Annotated in this window: 16 protein-coding genes; 11 read left to right on the forward strand and 5 right to left on the reverse strand. The window is 65.4% G+C overall.

Features of this window, described 5'->3' with window-relative positions; genetic code table 11:
• The first annotated feature begins 108 nt into the window (after positions 1 to 108).
• Entirely contained in the window at positions 109 to 1,590 is a 1,482-nt protein-coding gene (locus V8Z74_RS12115) for an SIR2 family protein (RefSeq protein WP_349709458.1), read from the forward strand.
• Positions 1,591 to 1,882: 292 nt separating this feature from the next.
• Here V8Z74_RS12115 and gyrB read toward each other — a convergent pair whose 3' ends face one another.
• The 3 genes from gyrB to dnaA form a co-directional block, all read right to left on the reverse strand.
• Positions 1,883 to 4,459 carry a DNA topoisomerase (ATP-hydrolyzing) subunit B gene (gyrB, locus tag V8Z74_RS12120; RefSeq protein ID WP_349709460.1) on the reverse strand — a complete coding sequence of 859 codons (2,577 nt, stop codon included), beginning with the start codon at positions 4,457 to 4,459 and terminating at the stop codon, positions 1,883 to 1,885.
• A 160-nt stretch (positions 4,460 to 4,619) separates the two neighbouring features.
• Positions 4,620 to 5,738, reverse strand: a complete 1,119-nt coding sequence (dnaN, locus tag V8Z74_RS12125; RefSeq protein ID WP_066474457.1) for a DNA polymerase III subunit beta — start codon at positions 5,736 to 5,738, stop codon at positions 4,620 to 4,622.
• Between the two features lie 189 nt (positions 5,739 to 5,927).
• Positions 5,928 to 7,334, reverse strand: coding sequence for a chromosomal replication initiator protein DnaA (gene dnaA, locus V8Z74_RS12130; protein WP_349709463.1), 1,407 nt, complete (start codon positions 7,332 to 7,334; stop codon positions 5,928 to 5,930).
• Between the two features lie 459 nt (positions 7,335 to 7,793).
• Between dnaA and rpmH the strand changes: the two genes are divergently transcribed.
• The 5 genes from rpmH to mnmE all read left to right on the forward strand — a co-directional run bounded on the left by rpmH (position 7,794) and on the right by mnmE (position 12,358).
• On the forward strand, positions 7,794 to 7,928 hold the full coding sequence (rpmH, locus tag V8Z74_RS12135; RefSeq protein ID WP_012207856.1) for a 50S ribosomal protein L34: 135 nt from the start codon (positions 7,794 to 7,796) through the stop codon (positions 7,926 to 7,928).
• A 64-nt stretch (positions 7,929 to 7,992) separates the two neighbouring features.
• On the forward strand, positions 7,993 to 8,601 hold the full coding sequence (locus V8Z74_RS12140; protein WP_502879523.1) for a ribonuclease P protein component: 609 nt from the start codon (positions 7,993 to 7,995) through the stop codon (positions 8,599 to 8,601).
• Positions 8,598 to 8,897 (forward strand): membrane protein insertion efficiency factor YidD, encoded by a 300-nt coding sequence (gene yidD / locus V8Z74_RS12145; protein WP_349709464.1) that lies wholly within the window; start codon positions 8,598 to 8,600, stop codon positions 8,895 to 8,897. The genes V8Z74_RS12140 and yidD overlap by 4 nt, the downstream gene beginning before the upstream one ends.
• Complete coding sequence (gene yidC / locus V8Z74_RS12150; protein WP_349709465.1) at positions 8,894 to 10,609, forward strand: membrane protein insertase YidC; 1,716 nt, start codon at positions 8,894 to 8,896, stop codon at positions 10,607 to 10,609. The genes yidD and yidC overlap by 4 nt, the downstream gene beginning before the upstream one ends.
• 303 nt (positions 10,610 to 10,912) lie before the next feature.
• Positions 10,913 to 12,358, forward strand: a complete 1,446-nt coding sequence (gene mnmE, locus V8Z74_RS12155) for a tRNA uridine-5-carboxymethylaminomethyl(34) synthesis GTPase MnmE (protein WP_349709551.1) — start codon at positions 10,913 to 10,915, stop codon at positions 12,356 to 12,358.
• Between the two features lie 94 nt (positions 12,359 to 12,452).
• On the opposite strand, the gene V8Z74_RS12160 is transcribed toward mnmE, so the two are convergent.
• Positions 12,453 to 13,505 (reverse strand): Lnb N-terminal periplasmic domain-containing protein, encoded by a 1,053-nt coding sequence (locus tag V8Z74_RS12160; RefSeq protein WP_349709466.1) that lies wholly within the window; start codon positions 13,503 to 13,505, stop codon positions 12,453 to 12,455.
• A gap of 243 nt (positions 13,506 to 13,748) precedes the next feature.
• Here V8Z74_RS12160 and V8Z74_RS12165 point away from each other — a divergent pair, with 243 nt between their 5' ends.
• Entirely contained in the window at positions 13,749 to 14,228 is a 480-nt protein-coding gene (locus V8Z74_RS12165) for a Crp/Fnr family transcriptional regulator (RefSeq protein ID WP_066474441.1), read from the forward strand.
• Between the two features lie 110 nt (positions 14,229 to 14,338).
• Positions 14,339 to 15,046, forward strand: a complete 708-nt coding sequence (locus V8Z74_RS12170; protein WP_349709468.1) for a hypothetical protein — start codon at positions 14,339 to 14,341, stop codon at positions 15,044 to 15,046.
• A gap of 40 nt (positions 15,047 to 15,086) precedes the next feature.
• On the opposite strand, the gene V8Z74_RS12175 is transcribed toward V8Z74_RS12170, so the two are convergent.
• Positions 15,087 to 15,644: an adenine phosphoribosyltransferase gene (locus tag V8Z74_RS12175; RefSeq protein ID WP_066474438.1), complete on the reverse strand. Its 558-nt coding sequence runs from the start codon at positions 15,642 to 15,644 to the stop codon at positions 15,087 to 15,089.
• 166 nt (positions 15,645 to 15,810) lie between these two features.
• Here V8Z74_RS12175 and V8Z74_RS12180 point away from each other — a divergent pair, with 166 nt between their 5' ends.
• The 3 genes from V8Z74_RS12180 to lptC are packed head-to-tail and all read left to right on the forward strand — an operon-like array spanning position 15,811 to position 17,998.
• Positions 15,811 to 16,821: a KpsF/GutQ family sugar-phosphate isomerase gene (locus V8Z74_RS12180; protein ID WP_066474436.1), complete on the forward strand. Its 1,011-nt coding sequence runs from the start codon at positions 15,811 to 15,813 to the stop codon at positions 16,819 to 16,821.
• Complete coding sequence (locus V8Z74_RS12185) at positions 16,821 to 17,381, forward strand: KdsC family phosphatase (protein ID WP_066474433.1); 561 nt, start codon at positions 16,821 to 16,823, stop codon at positions 17,379 to 17,381. The genes V8Z74_RS12180 and V8Z74_RS12185 overlap by 1 nt, the downstream gene beginning before the upstream one ends.
• Entirely contained in the window at positions 17,378 to 17,998 is a 621-nt protein-coding gene (gene lptC, locus V8Z74_RS12190) for an LPS export ABC transporter periplasmic protein LptC (RefSeq protein WP_349709470.1), read from the forward strand. The genes V8Z74_RS12185 and lptC overlap by 4 nt, the downstream gene beginning before the upstream one ends.
• The last annotated feature ends 89 nt before the right edge of the window (positions 17,999 to 18,087 follow it).

The raw sequence follows: 18,087 nt of genomic DNA on the forward strand, positions 1-18,087 counted from the left end.
ATCCGCAGACATTCGTCTGCGGATGGCCTGTCTCCGATAGAGTTCGAGAGGCGCAATTCCGAGAGGCTTGCTGCTATCTAGGAAACCCTGGTCGATTCAGGGTGCAAATTGAGTGACGGTCATTCCTGGTCGCCGGACCATGAGCAGCGTAAGTTCATAAGGGACTATGGCAACAAGGTCTTGAATGGCGAGGGTGCGCTTTTTGTTGGTGCTGGTGTATCTCGCGCGGCAGGCTTTGTTGACTGGCGTGGTTTACTCACAGAAGTCGCCAATGATCTTGAACTGGACATTGACCAGGAGCATGACCTCCTGGCGCTGGCACAGTTTCACGTGAATGACAAAGGTGGCAGGGGCAACTTGGATGACCGGCTCATCGAAGCCTTCACGAAGGATGCGGTGCTAACGCCGGTCCACGAGATTTTGGCGCGCTTGCCCATTGATACGGTCTGGACTACCAACTACGAGCAGTTGCTGGAGCAGGCCTATGAAGCAGCCGGAAGGCGCGTCGAAGTCAAGCTGTCCATCCAGAACTTGGCGCAGGCGCGCAAAGGCCGCGACGTCACGATCTACAAGATGCATGGTTGTGTGACGCAACCGCACGACGCGGTGCTGACCAAGCAAGACTATGAGCTTTACGATTTGACGCGCCGGCTCTTCACGGACAGCCTGAAAGGTGATTTCATCGAGAAGACTTTGCTCTTTATTGGCTTTAGCTTCTCTGACCCCAACGTTGAACGAATCTTGTCAAAGGTTCGGGAGCAGCTTGGGCAGAATTGCAGGCCGCACTTCTGGATCACGCGTCGGACGCCAACCGTGTGTCCAGAAGGGCGTCGCTCAGCAGAGAGGCTCGCTTATGAGCGCCGCAGGGCCGATCTGCATAGCGCTGACCTGAAGCGCTATGGCATCCAGACGGTCTGGATGGATGAATACGAGCATATCCCCGATCTGCTGCGGGCACTGGAGGCCTATGTCATGCGACGTGGCGTCTTTGTATCCGGTGCAGCCGCCGATGTCGCTCCATTGGGTGAGATGCGATTGAATGAACTTAGTCGAGCCCTTGGCCGAGAGCTCATCGTCAATGATTTCAATCTAGTCTCCGGCTTTGGCGTCGGGATTGCCGAGCAAACAATCATCGGTGCTTACAGAGGAGTATACGAGTCGACGCAGTCTCAGCCAACGGATCGCGTCTTGATCCGCCCGTTCCCTGGTCAAGCGCCAGAACGTGTGAGGGCCGCAGCATTCAGGGCACATCGGGTCGACATGATCTGCCGAGTTGGTGCGCTGGTTGTCTTGGCTGGGAACAAAGCAGGCGATAACGGGGAGACCCTGCCATCTCCTGGGGTCAAAGAAGAAGTCACTATCGCTTTGGAGCTCGGCAAACCGGTGATCCCGATTGGCGTGTCTGGGCATGTGGCTCGTGAAGTGTGGAAAGCCGCCGTCCAGAACCCTGCAAAGTATTTGCCAGGATTGAATGCCAACAACGAACTTCAGACGCTGGGAGACGATAGTGCAACAACAGCCCAGTTGCTGAATGCTGTGCTGTCGTTGCTGAAACAGGCAGAGGCAATTGCGTCCGGGCGCGGGCGTTGAATCAACGCCAAGAAAGATAGACCAGGAGAGCACATGTTCCCTGGTAATTTCCTGCAAACCTAACCCACCGAGGTTTAGTGGGTGACTTCCGGATGAAAATCAATAGTCGCGAACTGGCAATTCAATCTTTGTCCCTAGCACGTGACTGGGATGAGGGGATAGTTGGCAGCCAGGGTGTGGGATTCCTTCGTTGATTTCACCAAAACGAAACGCCCGGCATGGGCGGGCGTTTCGTTAAGCGCGATTTGCAAATACTGAGAATATTTGCAAGATCAATGAGAACCTACAAGACTCAAACGTCGATATTCCCCGCCCGCAGCGCATTGGTCTCGATGAAGTCGCGGCGCGGCTCGACCTCGTCGCCCATGAGCATGGTGAACACGCGGTCGGCCTCGATGGCGTCGTTGATCTTGACCTGCAGCAGGCTGCGAACATTGGGGTCCATGGTGGTTTCCCACAGCTGCTCGGGGTTCATTTCGCCCAGGCCCTTGTAGCGCTGGCGCGCCGTGGTGCGTTCGGCTTCGGAGATCAGCCAGGCCATGGCCTGGCGGAAGTCGCCCACCTTCTCGGACTTGGCCTTTTCGCCTTCGCCGCGCGTGGCCCTGGCGCCTTCGGAGAGCAGGCCGTTGAAGTGCTGCGCCTCCGCGGACAGGGCCGCGTAGTCATGGCTGCGCACGAACTCCTGCGTGAGGATGGAGCTCTTGATGTTGCCGTGGTGGTGGCGGCTGATGCGCAGGATGGGGTGCTCGCTGTGCGGGTCGATCTCGGCCGTCACGTCGGCGGGCACGCCGGTGGTGGTGAGTTCGCGCAGCTTGGCTTCCAGGATGGGGGCGCATTCCTGGGCTTCCTCGATGGTGTCGAGCCTGATCTGCACGCCGTCGGCGATGGCGCGCAGGGCTTCGGCGTCCATGAAGTTGGACAGGCGCTCAATGACCATTTCGGCGGCCAGGTGCATGTCCGCCAGCCTGGCCAGTTCCTCGCCCTCGATGGTGCGCGGGTTGGCGCCGCCGGTGCTCACGCTGGCGTTGTTCAGCGCGATCTTGAGCAGGTAGTGGTTGAGGGCCGGGCCGTCCTTGAGGTACAGCTCTTCCTTGCCGTTCTTGACCTTGTACAGCGGCGGCTGGGCGATGTAGATGTGGCCGCGCTCGACCAGGTCGGGCATCTGGCGGTAGAAGAAGGTCAGCAGCAGGGTGCGGATGTGGGCGCCGTCCACGTCCGCGTCGGTCATGATGATGATGCGGTGGTAGCGCAGCTTGTCGGGGTTGTAGTCGTCGCTGCTGCTCTTGCCCGATTCCTCGCTGGCCTTGCCGATGCCGGTGCCCAGGGCGGTGATCAGGGTGATGATTTCCTGGCTGGACAGCAGCTTCTCGTAGCGGGCCTTTTCCACGTTCAGGATCTTGCCGCGCAGCGGCAGGATGGCCTGGAACTTGCGGTCGCGGCCCTGCTTGGCGGAGCCGCCGGCGGAGTCGCCCTCGACGATGTAGATTTCGCACAGCGCCGGGTCTTTTTCCTGGCAGTCGGCCAGCTTGCCGGGCAGGCCCATGCCGTCGAGCACGCCCTTGCGGCGCGTCATTTCGCGGGCCTTGCGCGCGGCTTCGCGGGCGCGCGCGGCCTCGATGATCTTGCCGCACAGGGTCTTGGCGTCGTTGGGGTTCTCTTCGAGGAAGTCGGTCAGGCTCTTGGCCACGATGTCTTCCACGGGGGCGCGCACTTCGGAGCTGACCAGCTTGTCCTTGGTCTGGCTGGAGAACTTGGGCTCGGGCACCTTGACGGATAGCACGGCGCACAGGCCTTCGCGCATGTCGTCGCCCGAGACTTCGACCTTGGCCTTCTTGGCCAGTTCGTTTTGCTCGATGTACTTGCCGATCACGCGCGTCATGGCGGCGCGCAGGCCGGTCAGGTGGGTGCCGCCGTCACGCTGGGGGATGTTATTGGTGAAGCACAGCACCTGCTCGGCATAGCTGTCGTTCCACTGCATGGCCACTTCGACGCCGATCTCGGTGCCGGGAATGCCGCCGTAGGTTTCCGCGGGGCGCGAGCCGATGGCGTGGAAGGTCGTGGGGTGCAGCACCTTCTTCGTGCCGTTGATGAACTGCACGAAGCCCTTGACGCCGCCGGCGCCCGAGAAGTCGTCTTCCTTGCCGTCGCGCTCGTCCTTGAGCCGGATGCGCACGCCATTGTTCAGGAAGGACAGTTCGCGCAGGCGTTTGGCCAGCACTTCGTAGCGGAACTCGAAGTTTTCCTTGAAGATGTCCTGGTCGGGCAGGAAGTGCACCTTGGTGCCGCGCTTGTCGCTTTCGCCGACCACGCGCATGGGCGAGACTTCGACGCCGTCCACCACCTCGATCAGGCGGTTCTGCACATGGCCGCGCGAGAAGTCGATCTCGTGGCGCAGGCCGTCGCGGCTGACGGTGAGCTTGAGCCAGACGGACAGCGCGTTCACGCAGGACACGCCCACGCCGTGCAGGCCGCCCGAGACCTTGTAGCTGTTCTGGTTGAACTTGCCGCCCGCGTGCAGTTCGGTCAGCGCGATTTCGGCGGCCGAGCGCTTGGGCTCGTGCTTGTCGTCCATCTTCACGCCGGTGGGAATGCCGCGGCCGTTGTCGATGACGGACAGCGAGCCGTCGGCGTGGATGGTGACCAGGATGTCGTCGCAATAGCCGGCCAGGGCCTCGTCGATCGAGTTGTCCACGACTTCGAAGACCAGGTGGTGCAGACCGGTGCCGTCGGAGGTGTCGCCGATGTACATGCCGGGGCGCTTGCGCACGGCCTCCAGCCCCTCGAGGATCTGGATCGCGCCTTCGCCATAGCCGTGCTCATCCCCTGCGGGAGCGGTGATCTGGGTATCTGGCTGGTTTTCTGCCGTCATGAATATGCCTTGGTGCTGCAATAACAGGAGCTGGTGGCGCCTGCCATGCATAACTTTCAAATGAAAACCTGCCTGAAAACATTACTGGACGAGCGCAAGCAGCTCATGTTTTTCAGGCAGTAGAAGTCCGTCGTGCGGTTGCCCGTGCGGTGCGATGCGGTCAGATGCGCATGGGCATGACGACGTACTTGAAGCTGTCGTTCTCGGGGATGGTGATCAGCGCCGAGCTGTTGCCGTCCTGCAGGTCGATCTTGACCATGTCCTGGCTCATGTTGGAGAGCACGTCGATCAGGTAGGTCACGTTGAAGCCGATCTCGATGGTGTCGCCGCCGTAGTCGATGTCGAGCTCGTCCATGGCCTCTTCCTGCTCGGCATTGTTGGACGCCACGCGCAGCGTGCCGGGCTCCACCGTCAGGCGCACGCCCTTGAATTTGTCGCTGGTCATGATGGCCGTGCGCTGCAGGCTGGCCAGCAGCGGGGCGCGACCCAGGGTCACGCTGTTGGTGTGGTTGCGCGGGATGACGCGGTTGTAGTCGGGGAACTTGCCCTCGACCAGCTTGGTCACGAACTCCATGCCGCCGAAGGTGAACTTGGCCTGGTTGTTCGCGAACTGCATCTCGATCACGGGCTGGTTGTCGCCGCTGGCATCCGACAGCAGGCGCTGCAGCTCCAGCACGGTCTTGCGCGGCAGGATCACTTCCTGCTTGGGCACTTCCACGTCCAGCGTGGCGCTGGCCCAGGCCAGGCGGTGGCCGTCGGTGGCCACCAGCGACAGCTGCTTGCCCTCGGCCACGAACAGGATGCCGTTGAGGTAGTAGCGGATGTCCTGCACGGCCATGGCGAACGAGACCTGGCCCAGCAGGTCCTTGAGCACCTTCTGGGGCACGCTGAACGCGGGGCCGAAGGCGGCCGATTCCTGCACCAGCGGGAAGTCCTCGGCCGGCAGGGTCTGCAGCGTGAAGCGGCTCTTGCCGCCCTTCAGGACCATCTTGGACTGCTGGGTCTCCAGGCTCACGGTCTGGTCGCCGGGCATGGTCTTGAGGATGTCGATCAGCTTGCGCGCGCCCACGGTGGTGGTGAAGTCGCCGGTGTCGCCGCCGAGTTCGGCCGTGGTGCGGATCTGGATTTCCAGGTCGCTGGTCGTCAGCTGCATGGCGTTGCCGGTCTTCTTGATCAGCACGTTCGCCAGAATGGGCAGGGTGTGGCGGCGCTCGACAATGCCGGACACCGATTGCAGGACCGCTAGAACTTTGTCTTGTGTGGCTTTCAGGACGATCATGTCAACCTCAGTTATTTAAGTGCGCATTTGCTTTGCCGCGGCGGCATCCGCCGGATGGGGCGGACGCTCCCTCATGCCGCGTGAATCCTCCATTTTGCCGTGCGCGGGCGGTATTCATGGAGGAGTTTTCGCCACCGGGCCGCACCAAGGGGAAAAGCGCTTTCCTGGGCAGCCCGGGAGCCATTTCCATCATCCCTTGAGCGTCTGCTCCAGCACGTGCAGCTGCTGGTTCAGCTCGGTCAGCTGCTGGCGCTCGCCCGCGATCTTGCGCACCGCGTGCAGCACCGTGGTGTGGTCGCGGCCGCCGAACAGCTCGCCGATCTCTGGCAGGCTCTTTTGCGTCAGTTCCTTGGCCAGGTACATGGCAATCTGGCGCGGCCGGGCAATGCTGGCCGGGCGCTTCTTGCTGTACATGTCGGCGACCTTGATCTTGTAGTAGTCGGCCACCGTCTTCTGGATGTTTTCCACAGAAATCTGGCGATTCTGGATACTGAGCAGATCGCGCAGCGCCTCGCGGGCCAGCTGGATGGAAACTTCCTTCTGGTTGAAGCGCGAGTAGGCCAGGATTTTGCGCAGCGCGCCTTCGAGCTCGCGCACGTTGGAACGCACGTTCTTCGCCACGAAAAAGGCCACTTCTTCCGGCATTTCCGCGTTTTCCGCACGCGCCTTGTTGATCAGGATGGCCACGCGCATCTCGAGTTCTGGCGGCTCGATGGCGACTGTCAGGCCCGAATCGAAGCGGGATACCAGACGTTCGTGAATGTTTGCCAGGCCCTTGGGATAGGTGTCCGAGGTCATCACGATATGGCTCTTCTTGGCCAACAGGGCCTCGAAGGCGTTGAAGAACTCTTCCTGCGTGCGGTCCTTGTTGGCGAAGAACTGCACGTCGTCGATCAGCAGCAGGTCCAGCGAGTGATAGCGCTCCTTGAACTCGTCGAAGGTGCGGCGCTGGTAGGCCTTGACCACATCCGAGACGAACTGCTCGGCATGGATGTAGAGAACCTTGGCGTCCGGCTTGTCGGCCAGCAGCTTGTTGCCCACGGCATGCACCAGGTGGGTCTTGCCCAGGCCCACGCCGCCGTAGATGAACAGCGGGTTGTACAGGTGGCCTGGCGAGCCCGCCACGTGCATGGCGGCCGAGCGCGCCATGCGGTTGGCCGTACCCTCGACCAGCGTCTCGAAGGTGAGGGCGGGGTTCAGGCGGGTGCGGAAGACCGGCGTGGCTGTTTCCTCGGGGCTGACCGTGGGCACGGCGACGGCCACGGTCTCGGGTGGCGCGTTGCGCTCGCCCGATGGCGGGCGTACATACGTGCGGACAACGCTTTCGCGGTGAGCGAGCGCCAACTCCAGCGTCACGGGCTGGCCGTACAGGGACTCCAGCATGGCCGAGATGCGGCCCGCATATTGCGCGCGGATCCAGTCGAGTTTGAAGCGGTTGGCCACATACACCGTGACCTTGGAGAAGTCTTCGGCCACTTGTGCCGTCAGCGGCTTGATCCAGGTGTTGAATTGCTGCTCCGGCAGCTCCTGACCCAGTTGCTCAACGCAGACTTGCCACAGGGCCTGGCCTGCGTCGTTGGTAGGTTCCTCTGTCATTGTCAAAAGTCTAGTTGTGGATAGGAGGAACAGTTACGGGGCTGCCATTGTAGCTTTTGCGGAAGTTATCCACAAAATATCAGGATGCTGTCCCCCGGTGCGGTGCGGGATAGGCTGCACATCCTAATGGATCGGAGGCGGCCTGTTTGTAAAGAAACCGCGACACATGCACAGGGCTTGACGCGGGCGCGCAGCCGTTCTTAGCAAGTTCTGGGGGCATTGCATCAAAGGCCCAACACTGTGATAATCGCGGGTTTCCCTGAATGTGTTCAGGGTGATATGGGTCGGGCGCCTGTTTGGGCACGTGCAAATCGTGCCCTGGACGCGCCGGGCCGAAATAGACAGGGCTTGCGCCAACCGGATGCTTTTGCGCCGGCCGTACCTTCGGGGTATGGCGGCCAAGGCATCGACAGTGTCGTCGCAGGCCGTGCAAATACTGAACCTTCTCAAGGAACCAACATGAAACGTACTTACCAGCCCTCCAAGACCCGCCGCGCCCGTACCCACGGTTTCCTGGTGCGCATGAAGACCAAGGGTGGCCGCGCCGTGATCAACGCTCGCCGCGCCAAGGGTCGCAAGCGCCTGGCCGTCTAAGGCCGGATTTGCTCGGCGGTCTGCTCCTTCGCTGTGTTGACGGCCCCTGCACAGGGGTATCGGTATGCAACGGCTGAAAACGCGTCCGCAATTCCAGGCGACCCTGTCGGCGGGCACGATTGCCCGCACGCCGCATTTCGCGCTGCACCGCATGGTGCTGCTGCCCGATGCCGGCGACATGGCCGCCCACCCCATGACAGGGCCCGGATCGCAGGATCCGCAGGCCCTGTTTGGCATTGGCGCGGTGCGCCGGCAGGCCTGGCTGGGCGCCATGGTGCCCAAGCGCTGGGCACGCCGCTCGGTCACGCGCCACACGATCAAGCGCCAGATCCAGGCCGTGGCCAGCGAGCACGAGGCCGCGCTGCAATGCGCCGCGCATGTGGTGCGGCTGCGCGCGGGCTTCGATCGCAAGCAATTTGTCAGCGCCACTTCGGACGTGCTCAAGGCGGCCGTGCGCAGCGAGCTGCAGCAGCTGTTCTCCGCCGCCGTGCGCCGCATCGCGCGCGCGAATGCTGAAAGCGCGCAAGCTGAAAGCGCGCAAGCTGAAAGCGCGCAAGCCGCCGACGCCCTTGCAGGCGCGCCAGAAAATATTCAAGAACCGGCCCCAAGCCTTGAGCAGAAAGCACGAGATGCTTGCAAACTGGTAGCGCCTGGGGAGGGCGCAGCGCCATGATGCAGCGTCTGCTCATGGCCCTGGTGCGCGGCTACCGCCTGCTGCTCAGTCCCTGGCTGGGCTCGGCTTGCCGGTTCGAGCCGACCTGCTCGGCCTATTCCCTTCAAGCGCTGGAGCAACACGGCGCTGCGGTAGGCTCTTATCTGACGGTGCGCCGGCTGGCGCGCTGCCATCCGTGGTGCGACGGAGGGCATGACCCTGTGCCCCGGCAAAAGCCCAAGCTGTTCTCCTTCCTGGATGCAGGCCTGGACTCTGGCGCCACCACCCCATCTTCCTCACCTAAGAAGTCTTCATGAACGATATTCGCCGCACCATACTGTGGGTGATATTTGGCTTTTCCATGGTTTTGCTCTGGGACAAGTGGCAAATCCATAACGGCAACAAGCCCACCTTCTTCCCCGCGCCCCAGACGGCCAGCGCGCCCGCGGCCGGCAATGCTGCCAAGCCTGCGGATGCCAGCGTGCCCCAGGCGGCTGCGGCGTCGGCCGGCGACGTGCCGGGCAGCGCGCCCGCCGCGGCGGCCCCTGCCGCAGGTCCCGCCACGCCCCGCCAGGATGTGACCGTTGCCAGCGACGTGATGCGCCTGACCTTCGACAGCGAAGGCGGTACGCTGAAGGCTTCCGAACTGCTCAAGTACGACGACACCACCGACAAGAGCAAGCGCATGGAGCTGTTCGAGGAGAACGCCAGGCGCGTCTACGTGGGCCAGACCGGCCTGATCGGCGGCAACTTCCCCACGCACAAGACACCCATGACCGTGGTGCCCGGCGAGCGCGAGCTCAAGGACGGCCAGGATTCGGTGCAGGTGCGCTTCGAGTCCGCCGACCTGGGCGGCGTGAAGCTGGTCAAGACCTATACCCTGAAGCGCGGCTCCTACGTCATCGACGTGCAGCACGACGTGGTCAACACCGGCACTGCGCCCGTGAGCCCTCAGCTGTACCTGCAGCTGGTGCGCGACGGCAACAAGCCCGAGCATGAGTCCAGCTTCTACTCGACCTTCACGGGCCCGGCCGTCTACACCGAAGCCAAGAAGTACCACAAGGTGGAGTTCAAGGACATCGCCAGCGGCAAGGCCGAGGTCGACAAGTCCTCCACCAACGGCTATGTGGCCATGGTGCAGCACTACTTCGCCAGCGCCTGGCTGCTGGCCGACGGCACGCAGCGCGACAACTTCGTGCGCAAGGTGGGCGACAACCTGTACGCCGTGGGCATGATCACGCCTGTGGGCACGCTGGCGCCCGGCCAGACCAAGACCATCGGCGCGCGCCTGTTCAGCGGCCCGCAGATCGAGCCCATGCTGGAGTCGCTGTCGCCCGGCCTGGAGCTGGTCAAGGACTATGGCTGGCTGACCATCCTGGCCAAGCCGCTGTACTGGCTGCTGTCGGAGCTGCACAAGTTCATCGGCAACTGGGGCTGGTCCATCGTGGCCCTGGTGCTGCTGCTCAAGATCGCCTTCTACTGGCTCAACGCCAAGGCCTACGCGTCCATGGCCAAGATGAAGGCCATCAACCCGCGCATCCAGGAAATGCGCGAGCGCCTGAAGGACAAGCCCCAGCAGATGCAGCAGGAGATGATGCGCATCTACCGCGAGGAGAAGGTCAACCCCATGGGCGGCTGCCTGCCCATAGTGATCCAGATCCCGGTCTTCATGGCCCTGTACTGGGTGCTGCAGTCCAGCGTGGAAATCCGCAATGCGCCGTGGATCGGCTGGATCCACGACCTGTCCTCGCCCGATCCCTTCTTCATCCTGCCGCTGCTGATGACGCTGTCCTCGCTGCTGCAGACGGCCCTGAACCCCGCTCCGCCGGATCCGATGCAGGCCAAGATGATGTGGATCATGCCGCTGATGTTCAGCGTGATGTTCTTCTTCTTCCCGGCCGGCCTGGTGCTGTACTGGCTGACGAACAACATCCTGTCCATCGCCCAGCAGTGGATCATCAACAAGCGCATGGGCGTGCCGCCGCAGTTCAACCTGCCCAAGTTCGGCAAGGCTGCCGAAGGCAAGTAAACCCGCCGGCCGAAACGCGAAGCCGCCACCTGCGAAGGTGGCGGCTTTTTTCATGGGTGCCTTGAAAAAAGAGAGCAGCCGGCGCAGGGAAGTCATTTGTTTAATGGGTTTTTTTGGTCGGAAAGCCAATGGTGGCGTGCGCAGTCAGCTTTGGTTTGCATAGCGCCAGGCCGGCGCCGATATGCCCTACAGGCGCCCGGCGCCGGCATGCGGGCTATCATCGCGGCCAATACCGCACCCGCACTCCCGATCCGCGGCCGCACCTCCTGGGGCGGCCTGCCAGCCCCGAAAGAACGCCCCGCCATGCTGCCCCGCCACAACGATCCGATCGCCGCCATCGCCACCGCGCCCGGGCGCGGCGCCGTGGGCATCGTGCGGGTCTCGGGCAAGGGCATTGCGTCGCTGGTGCGCGCGCTGTGCGGCAAGGACCTGAAGCCGCGCGAGGCGACGTACCTGCCGTTCCGGGATGCCCGGGGCACGCCCATCGACCATGGCCTGGCCCTCTACTTTCCCGGTCCGCACAGCTATACGGGCGAGGACGTGCTGGAGCTGCAGGCGCATGGCGGCCCCGTGGTGCTGCAGCTGCTGCTGGCGCGCTGCCTGGAGGCCGCGCAGGCGCCGGATGAGTCTGCGGGGGCCGCAGGCCGTGCCATCCTGCCCGGCCTGCGCCTGGCCCAGCCCGGCGAGTTCACCGAGCGCGCCTTCCTCAACGACAAGATCGACCTGGCCCAGGCCGAGGCCATTGCCGACCTGATCGACGCCAGCACCGAGGCCGCGGCGCGCAGCGCCAGCCGTTCGCTGTCGGGCGCTTTCTCGCAGGAAATCGGCGTGCTGCGCGAGGCGCTGGTGCATTTGCGCATGCTGGTGGAAGCCACGCTGGACTTTCCCGAGGAGGAAATCGACTTTCTGCAGAAGGCCGATGCCTTCGGCCAGCTCGAGCGGCTGCGCGACCAGGTGTCGGCCGTGCTGGCCCGCGCCCACCAGGGCGCATTGCTGCGCGAGGGCATCAAGGTGGTGATCGCGGGCCAGCCCAATGCGGGCAAGAGCTCGCTGCTCAACGCGCTGGCCGGGGCCGAGCTGGCCATCGTCACGCCGATCGCCGGGACCACGCGCGACAAGGTGCAGCAGACCATACAGATCGAGGGCGTGCCCCTGCATGTGATCGACACCGCGGGCCTGCGCGACAGCGACGACGAGGTCGAGCGCATCGGCATCGCGCGCGCCTGGGACGAGATCGCCGGCGCCGATGCCGTGCTGTTCCTGCACGATCTCACGCGCATGGACCAGGCCGACTACCTGGCCGCCGATGCCGACATCGCCCAGACCCTGAAGCGCAAGCTGCCGCCCCAGGTGCCGGTGATCACGGTCTGGAACAAGACCGACATGGCGGCAGACGGCCTGCTGCGGCGCTGCATGTCGGCCCAGGAGGGCGATGCGCGGCAGCTGGCGCTGTCGGCCCGCACGGGCGAAGGCCTGGACGCGTTGCGCCGCAGCCTGCTGGAAGTGGCCGGCTGGCAATCCGCGCCCGAAGGCCTGTACCTGGCCCGCGCCCGCCACGTGGAGGCGCTGCAGGCCGTGGCCGCCCATCTGGAAATGGCCGACGAGCAGCTGGCCGCCCATGCCGCGCACCTGGACCTGCTGGCCGAGGAGCTGCGCCTGGCCCAGGTGGCGCTCAACTCCATCACCGGCGAATTCAGCTCGGACGATTTGCTGGGCGTGATCTTCAGCTCGTTCTGCATCGGCAAGTAGTTGCTCTGGTTGCAGTAGCTTCTGACGCCTGCCATGCCAGGATTTCAGGTGGCTTTCTGTCTGAAATGCAGGATCGGCCTGCGCTGGCAGCTCCTTATTCAGGAGTCTTCTCCGTCGCCTGCGCAGGCAGTGGCGGCATGCCCGCGCGGATGGCGCGCGAGAAGGCAATGCCTGCGGCCCGGTCGTCGGCCTGCGGCGGCGCCACCCAGGCCCCGGCCCGGGCCGTGATGTCGCCGGCGGCGCGCAGCTGCTCCAGCGTATGGCCCGGCGTGAGCACGCCCAGGTCGCGCAGGTATTCGGGCAGGTAGCCCGAGGCCAGCAGGCGCCAGTCCAGCGGCAGCCGGGCACCCACGCGCCGCGCCAGCTGCCAGACGATGGTGGTGCAATTGGCGGTGAGCGTGTTGTAAAAGCGCGGCTGCCCGCGCAGCGCCTCGGCCTCGCGCGCATAGGCCACGAACAGCTCGCGCATCACCTCCCGGGGCATGGCCACGCGGTACAGATGCACCTGCTCGCCGCGCACATTGGTGCGCACGGCCAGGATGTCGCGCTCGTCGGCCGCGACCAGCGCCAGCTCGTAGCGGCGGAAGAACCCGGCCAGCGCATTGAACTTTTCGCCGCGCCGCTTGCGGATCTCGATGGAGAACACCAGCTGCTCGCCGTCGTCGAAGCCGAAGCTCACCAGCGTGTGCGCGATGGCCGGGCCCATCCAGTACGAGGCGGCCACGTCCACGCTGGCCAGGCGCGCCAGGTCGTAGCTGCGCCGCTCCCAGCGCGGGTCGTAGTCCGCCTCGCTGCGCCAGTGGAAGTTGCGCACCCGCTCCAGCGCCAGGCGCTGGCGGCCGCGGCTCCACGGGCCCAGCGGCTGCATGTGCAGCGGCCGCGCCACATCGTCGGCCCAGTCGCGCGCATTGCTGGGCCGCAGGCCGGACCACCAGCACAGCATGGCCGCCAGGCTGGCCAGCCACAGGCCCCAGGCCGTGGCCATGCGCTGCGGGCTCCAGCCCCACAGCACGCAGCCGCCCAGCCATGCCAGCCACAGCGCCGCCAGCGCCGTGCGCCGTCCGGCGCGCGCCGGTCCCTGGAACCAGACCAGGCCGGCGCCCCAGAGCGCCAGCACAACAGTGGCAAACAGCAGCAAAAGGCTCATGGAAAGGCGCATGGCAAGGCCCTGGCGGGCGGTCGAGGCAGGCGGGAGGACGGGCGGCGGGCGGCCCTGTCTGGCACCGTGCCCGTGGCCCGACTCTGAGCGTAACGGCCGCCCGATGCAAGCCGGGGCGCACAAATGCGGCCCGCGGGATTGGCGCGGGCGCCGCTCTCGCTTAGCATGCGCCTGCTATGGCGCCAATGCGATGCAATTGGCGGATCCGTTTGTTTCGAGAACCAGATTCCCATGTCCACTTCAACCCCAGCTGATTTGTCGGCACTGGTGCAGGCAATGACTTCGACGGTGGCGCCCGACGGCGCGCAGAACCTGCCCAGCGCGGCCCAGTGGGAGTTGCTGGCGCCGTATCTGGTTCCGGTCCATCTGGCCGCCAGCGAGGTGCTGTTTGCCGAAGGCGCGCTGGACCGCAACCTCTACTTGGTCGAATCCGGCTCGCTGAGCGTGCACTACCAGGACGCCAAGGAGCGCATCCGGCTGGCGCTGGTGGGGCCGGGCTCGCTGGTCGGCGAGGGCGCGTTCTTCGCCCACCGCCCGCGCCGCTCCACGGTGCAGGCCGCGGCGCCGAGCCGCCTGTGGTGCCTGACGGCGCTGCGCTTTTCCGAACTCTCCAACCGCCAGCCCGCCGTGGCGCTGGCCCTGGTCACCATGGCCGGCCAGGTGCTGGCCCGCCGCGCCGCCGACAGCCGCCGCCGCGTGGCAAGCACCTGAGCTGCGCGGCAGTGCGGCGCGCCGTGAAGGCCCCGCACTCGCCGGCCGGGCGCCGAATTCAGGGCAGAATGTGTGCGCTTGTAAAAATTCTTCGTAGGAAGAGCGCGTTTATGTCCTTGCTCCAATGGTTTTCTCGCAAGCCCCGTCGGGAACGCGGGCCGGAGACCCATGCGGCCGCCCGCAAGCCGCGCAGCGAAGCGGAACTCCAGGCCGAGGCGCCGCCGCAGCGGCGCAGCGAGCGCTCCATGCGCCGCGAGCAGCTCTACGGCGTGGTGCGCGATGCCATGGTGCGCGTGGGCATTCTGTCGGCGGGCTACAAGTTCAAGGTGCTGGCGCTGGATGCGGCGGGCCAGCGCTTCGTCATCATGGTGGACCTGGCGCCGGCCTATGCGGTCGAGAGCACCCGCCTCAAGGACATCGAAGGCCTGATCGCCGAACTCGCCAGGGCACGGCTGCAGGTGGCCGTTTCCGCCGTCTACTGGCGCGTGGGCGACCAGCTGCGCCCCGCGGGCCAGACCGAGCCGGCCAGCTCTCGCATGGCGCCGCTGCAGCAGCGCGAACCGCAAAGGATTTCTTCTCAGGCACATCCCGCGGGCGCGCGGCCGTTCGAGCCCATCGACGCCCAGGAAATGGATGCCTTCCGGCAGGCCATTGCAGCGGCGGCCCAGGATCGCCGCGAAACGCCGGCCCCGTCCCCTGCTGCCGCCCAGGCCGCACGGACGCGGCCCCTGCTCGGGCCGGGTGCCGACGAGAACACCGACTTTGCCAGCTCGGATCTGGGCCTGCTGGGCGTGACCCAGTACGGCGAGCTGCGCTGAAACGGCCGCCTGCGGCCAGCGCAGGTCCGCGCACGGGTTGCTAGTGGCCGGCGAAGTCCACCAGCGTGAACAGGGGCAGGCCGCTTTCGCGCAGCAGCCGGGAGCCGCCGAGTTCCGGCAGATCCACGATGGCCGCGCCCTCCACCACGGTGGCGCCCAGTTTTTCCAGCAGTTTCTTGCCGGCCATCATGGTGCCGCCGGTGGCGATCAGGTCGTCGATCAGCAGCACGCGGTCGCCGGGCTTGACGGCATCGGTGTGCAGCTCCACGGTGGCGCTGCCGTATTCGAGCTCGTAGGTCTCCTCGACCGTGGTGAATGGCAGCTTGCCCTTCTTGCGGATGGGTACGAAGCCCACGTTGAGCTCGTGCGCCACCACGGCGCCCAGGATGAAACCGCGCGCGTCCAGGCCGGCCACCACGTCGGGGCGCAGGCGCGGCTCCATGTAACGGTGGACAAAGGCATCGCTCATCACGCGAAAGACCTTGGGATCCTGCAGCAGCGGGGTGATGTCGCGGAACTGCACACCGGGCGCGGGCCAGTCGGGCACGGTGCGGATATGGTCGCGCAGGTATTCATTCACGCTGATAGAGGTATGCATGGTGCGGTCGGGTTCGGTCGGTGGGGAGGAAGGCCAGTGTAGTGGTTCGAGGCCAGGGCCTGGCGTAGCGCACATGGGCCGCGAGGGTTATGCGAGCAGGCCCCGGGCTGGGGTCAATGCGGTGTCCGCAGCAGGGTCGGGCCGGGCGGCTGGCTAAAATCCGGGAATGAATTCTGATGCCGCTATTTCGTGTCCGCCGGACGTGCTGGACGGGTCGCGCGCCCTGCGCCTGGCGTGTGAAACCCTGGACATCGAGGCCGATGCCCTGAGGGCGATGTCGCAGCGGCTCGATGGCGCATTCTCCGCGGTCGTGCAGCGCATTTTGCAACTGTCGGGCCGCGTGGTGGTCATGGGCATGGGCAAAAGCGGCCATGTGGGCCGCAAGGTGGCGGCCACGCTGGCCTCGACCGGGACGCCGGCCTTCTTCGTGCACCCCGCGGAGGCCAGCCATGGCGACCTGGGCATGGTGACCGCGGGCGATCTGGTGCTGGCGCTGTCCAACAGCGGCGAGACCGACGAACTCACGGGCGTTCTGCCGGCCATCAAGCGCCAGGGCATACCGCTGGTGGCCATGACCGGCGGCCTGCAGTCGACGCTGGCCAAGCATGCGGACTGGGTGCTCGACACCCGCGTGGAGCGCGAAGCCTGCCCGCTCAACCTGGCGCCTACGGCCAGCACGACGGCGCAGCTGGCCATGGGCGATGCACTGGCCGTGGCCCTGCTCGACGCCCGCGGCTTTGGCGCCGAGGATTTTGCACGCTCCCACCCCGGCGGTGCGCTGGGCCGCAGGCTGCTGACCCATGTGCGCGACGTGATGCGCTCGGGCAAGGACCTGCCCCGGGTGCAGCCCGAAGCCAGCTGCGTGGACCTGATGCGCGAGATGAGCGCCAAGGGCCTGGGCTGTTCCGCCATCGTGGATGCTGCAGGCACGCTGCAGGGCATCTTCACCGACGGCGACCTGCGCCGCTGCGTGGAGGCGGGCGTGGACCTGCGCGCGCGCAGCGCGGCCGATGTCATGCATCCGCGCCCGCGCACCATTGCCGCCGACATGCTGGCAGTGGCGGCGGCGCGCCTGATGGAGGAATACGGCATCACCAGCGTGCTGGTCGTGGATGCGCAGCAGCATCTGCAGGGCGTGGTGCATATCCGCGATCTGATGCGCGCCAAGGTGATCTGATGGAGCGGCCCCGCCATATTCCCAGCCAGCGGTGGGATGCCGGGCTGCTGCTCAAGGCCCAGGACGTGCGCGTCGTGTTCTTCGACGTGGACGGCGTGCTCACGGACGGCGGCCTGTATTTTTCGGGCGAGGGCGAGGTGCTCAAGCGCTTTCACACCCTCGACGGCCATGGCCTCAAGATGCTGCAAAAAGCCGGCATCACGCCGGCCGTGGTCACGGGGCGCGATTCGCCGGCCCTGCGCCTGCGCCTGCGCAATCTCGGCGTGGTGCATGCGCGCTTCGGCACCGAGGACAAGGTTCCGGCCGCCGAATCCATCCTCGCCGAGCTGGGGCTGGCCTGGAGCCAGGCCGCAGCCATGGGTGACGACTGGCCCGACCTGCCGGTGCTGCGGCGCAGCGCCTTTGCCTGTGCACCGGCCAACGCGCATGACGAGGCCCTGGCCATGGCCGACTGGGTCACGCCGCGCGCCGGCGGCGAAGGCGCCGTGCGCCAGCTGTGCGATCTGCTGCTGGCCGCGCACGGCGCCTATGCGGGCCTTCTGGCGGAATACACATCATGAACATCCAGTGGCGCCGGACCGGCGACAAGGCAACGCTCTATCTGCCCGTGCTGCTGATGGCACTGCTGGCGCTAGGAACCTGGTGGCTGGTGCGCAATGCGCCGGCGCCCGTGGGCTCGGGCCAGCAGAAGGCGCAGGTGCATGAGCCCGACTATTTCATGAAGGATTTCTCCATCAAGAGCTTCGATGCCACGGGCCGGCTCAAGAGCCGGCTGGTGGGCACCGTGGGCCGCCACTACCCCGATACCGACACGCTGGAAGTCGATGATGCGCAGATGTTCAGCGTTTCCCCCGACGGCCGCACGACCGTGGGCACGGCCAAGCGGGCGCTGAGCAATGCCGATGGCTCCGAAGTGCAGCTGTTCGGCAACGCCGTGATCACGCGCGAGGCGGTGGCGGCCACGGCCGGCAAGAAGGCATCGCCGGCCATGAATGTGGAAAGCGACTTTCTGCAGATATGGCCCAACGAGGAGCGCATCAGCACCAACAAGCCGGTGGTGCTGACGCGCGGCGGCGATCGCTTCACCGGCGATGGCATGAAATACGACAATCTGGACCAGGTCATGCAGCTGAACGGCCGCGTCAAGGGCATCATCCAGCCGGCGCAGCCCAAGTAGAGCCCGGACCTGCGCTCGCTGCATGCGGGCGAATCCTTCTTCCTTTCCATCCAGGCCGCTGCGGCGGCCGGCACAGGCAGCGTATGCAC

The sequence above is a fragment of the Comamonas sp. w2-DMI genome (assembly GCF_040187735.1).
Taxonomy (GTDB): Bacteria; Pseudomonadota; Gammaproteobacteria; order Burkholderiales; family Burkholderiaceae_C; genus Comamonas; species Comamonas terrae.

Excerpts from the sequence above, each read along its gene's own strand:
- gyrB (WP_349709460.1), bottom strand. The coding sequence starts at position 4,459 with ATGACGGCAGAAAACCAGCCAGATACCCAGATCACCGCTCCCGCAGGG.
- dnaN (WP_066474457.1), bottom strand. The coding sequence starts at position 5,738 with ATGATCGTCCTGAAAGCCACACAAGACAAAGTTCTAGCGGTCCTGCAA.
- dnaA (WP_349709463.1), bottom strand. The coding sequence starts at position 7,334 with ATGACAGAGGAACCTACCAACGACGCAGGCCAGGCCCTGTGGCAAGTC.
- rpmH (WP_012207856.1), top strand. The coding sequence starts at position 7,794 with ATGAAACGTACTTACCAGCCCTCCAAGACCCGCCGCGCCCGTACCCAC.
- V8Z74_RS12140 (WP_502879523.1), top strand. The coding sequence starts at position 7,993 with ATGCAACGGCTGAAAACGCGTCCGCAATTCCAGGCGACCCTGTCGGCG.
- yidD (WP_349709464.1), top strand. The coding sequence starts at position 8,598 with ATGATGCAGCGTCTGCTCATGGCCCTGGTGCGCGGCTACCGCCTGCTG.
- yidC (WP_349709465.1), top strand. The coding sequence starts at position 8,894 with ATGAACGATATTCGCCGCACCATACTGTGGGTGATATTTGGCTTTTCC.
- mnmE (WP_349709551.1), top strand. The coding sequence starts at position 10,913 with ATGCTGCCCCGCCACAACGATCCGATCGCCGCCATCGCCACCGCGCCC.
- V8Z74_RS12160 (WP_349709466.1), bottom strand. The coding sequence starts at position 13,505 with ATGAGCCTTTTGCTGCTGTTTGCCACTGTTGTGCTGGCGCTCTGGGGC.
- V8Z74_RS12165 (WP_066474441.1), top strand. The coding sequence starts at position 13,749 with ATGTCCACTTCAACCCCAGCTGATTTGTCGGCACTGGTGCAGGCAATG.
- V8Z74_RS12170 (WP_349709468.1), top strand. The coding sequence starts at position 14,339 with ATGTCCTTGCTCCAATGGTTTTCTCGCAAGCCCCGTCGGGAACGCGGG.
- V8Z74_RS12175 (WP_066474438.1), bottom strand. The coding sequence starts at position 15,644 with ATGCATACCTCTATCAGCGTGAATGAATACCTGCGCGACCATATCCGC.
- V8Z74_RS12180 (WP_066474436.1), top strand. The coding sequence starts at position 15,811 with ATGAATTCTGATGCCGCTATTTCGTGTCCGCCGGACGTGCTGGACGGG.
- V8Z74_RS12185 (WP_066474433.1), top strand. The coding sequence starts at position 16,821 with ATGGAGCGGCCCCGCCATATTCCCAGCCAGCGGTGGGATGCCGGGCTG.
- lptC (WP_349709470.1), top strand. The coding sequence starts at position 17,378 with ATGAACATCCAGTGGCGCCGGACCGGCGACAAGGCAACGCTCTATCTG.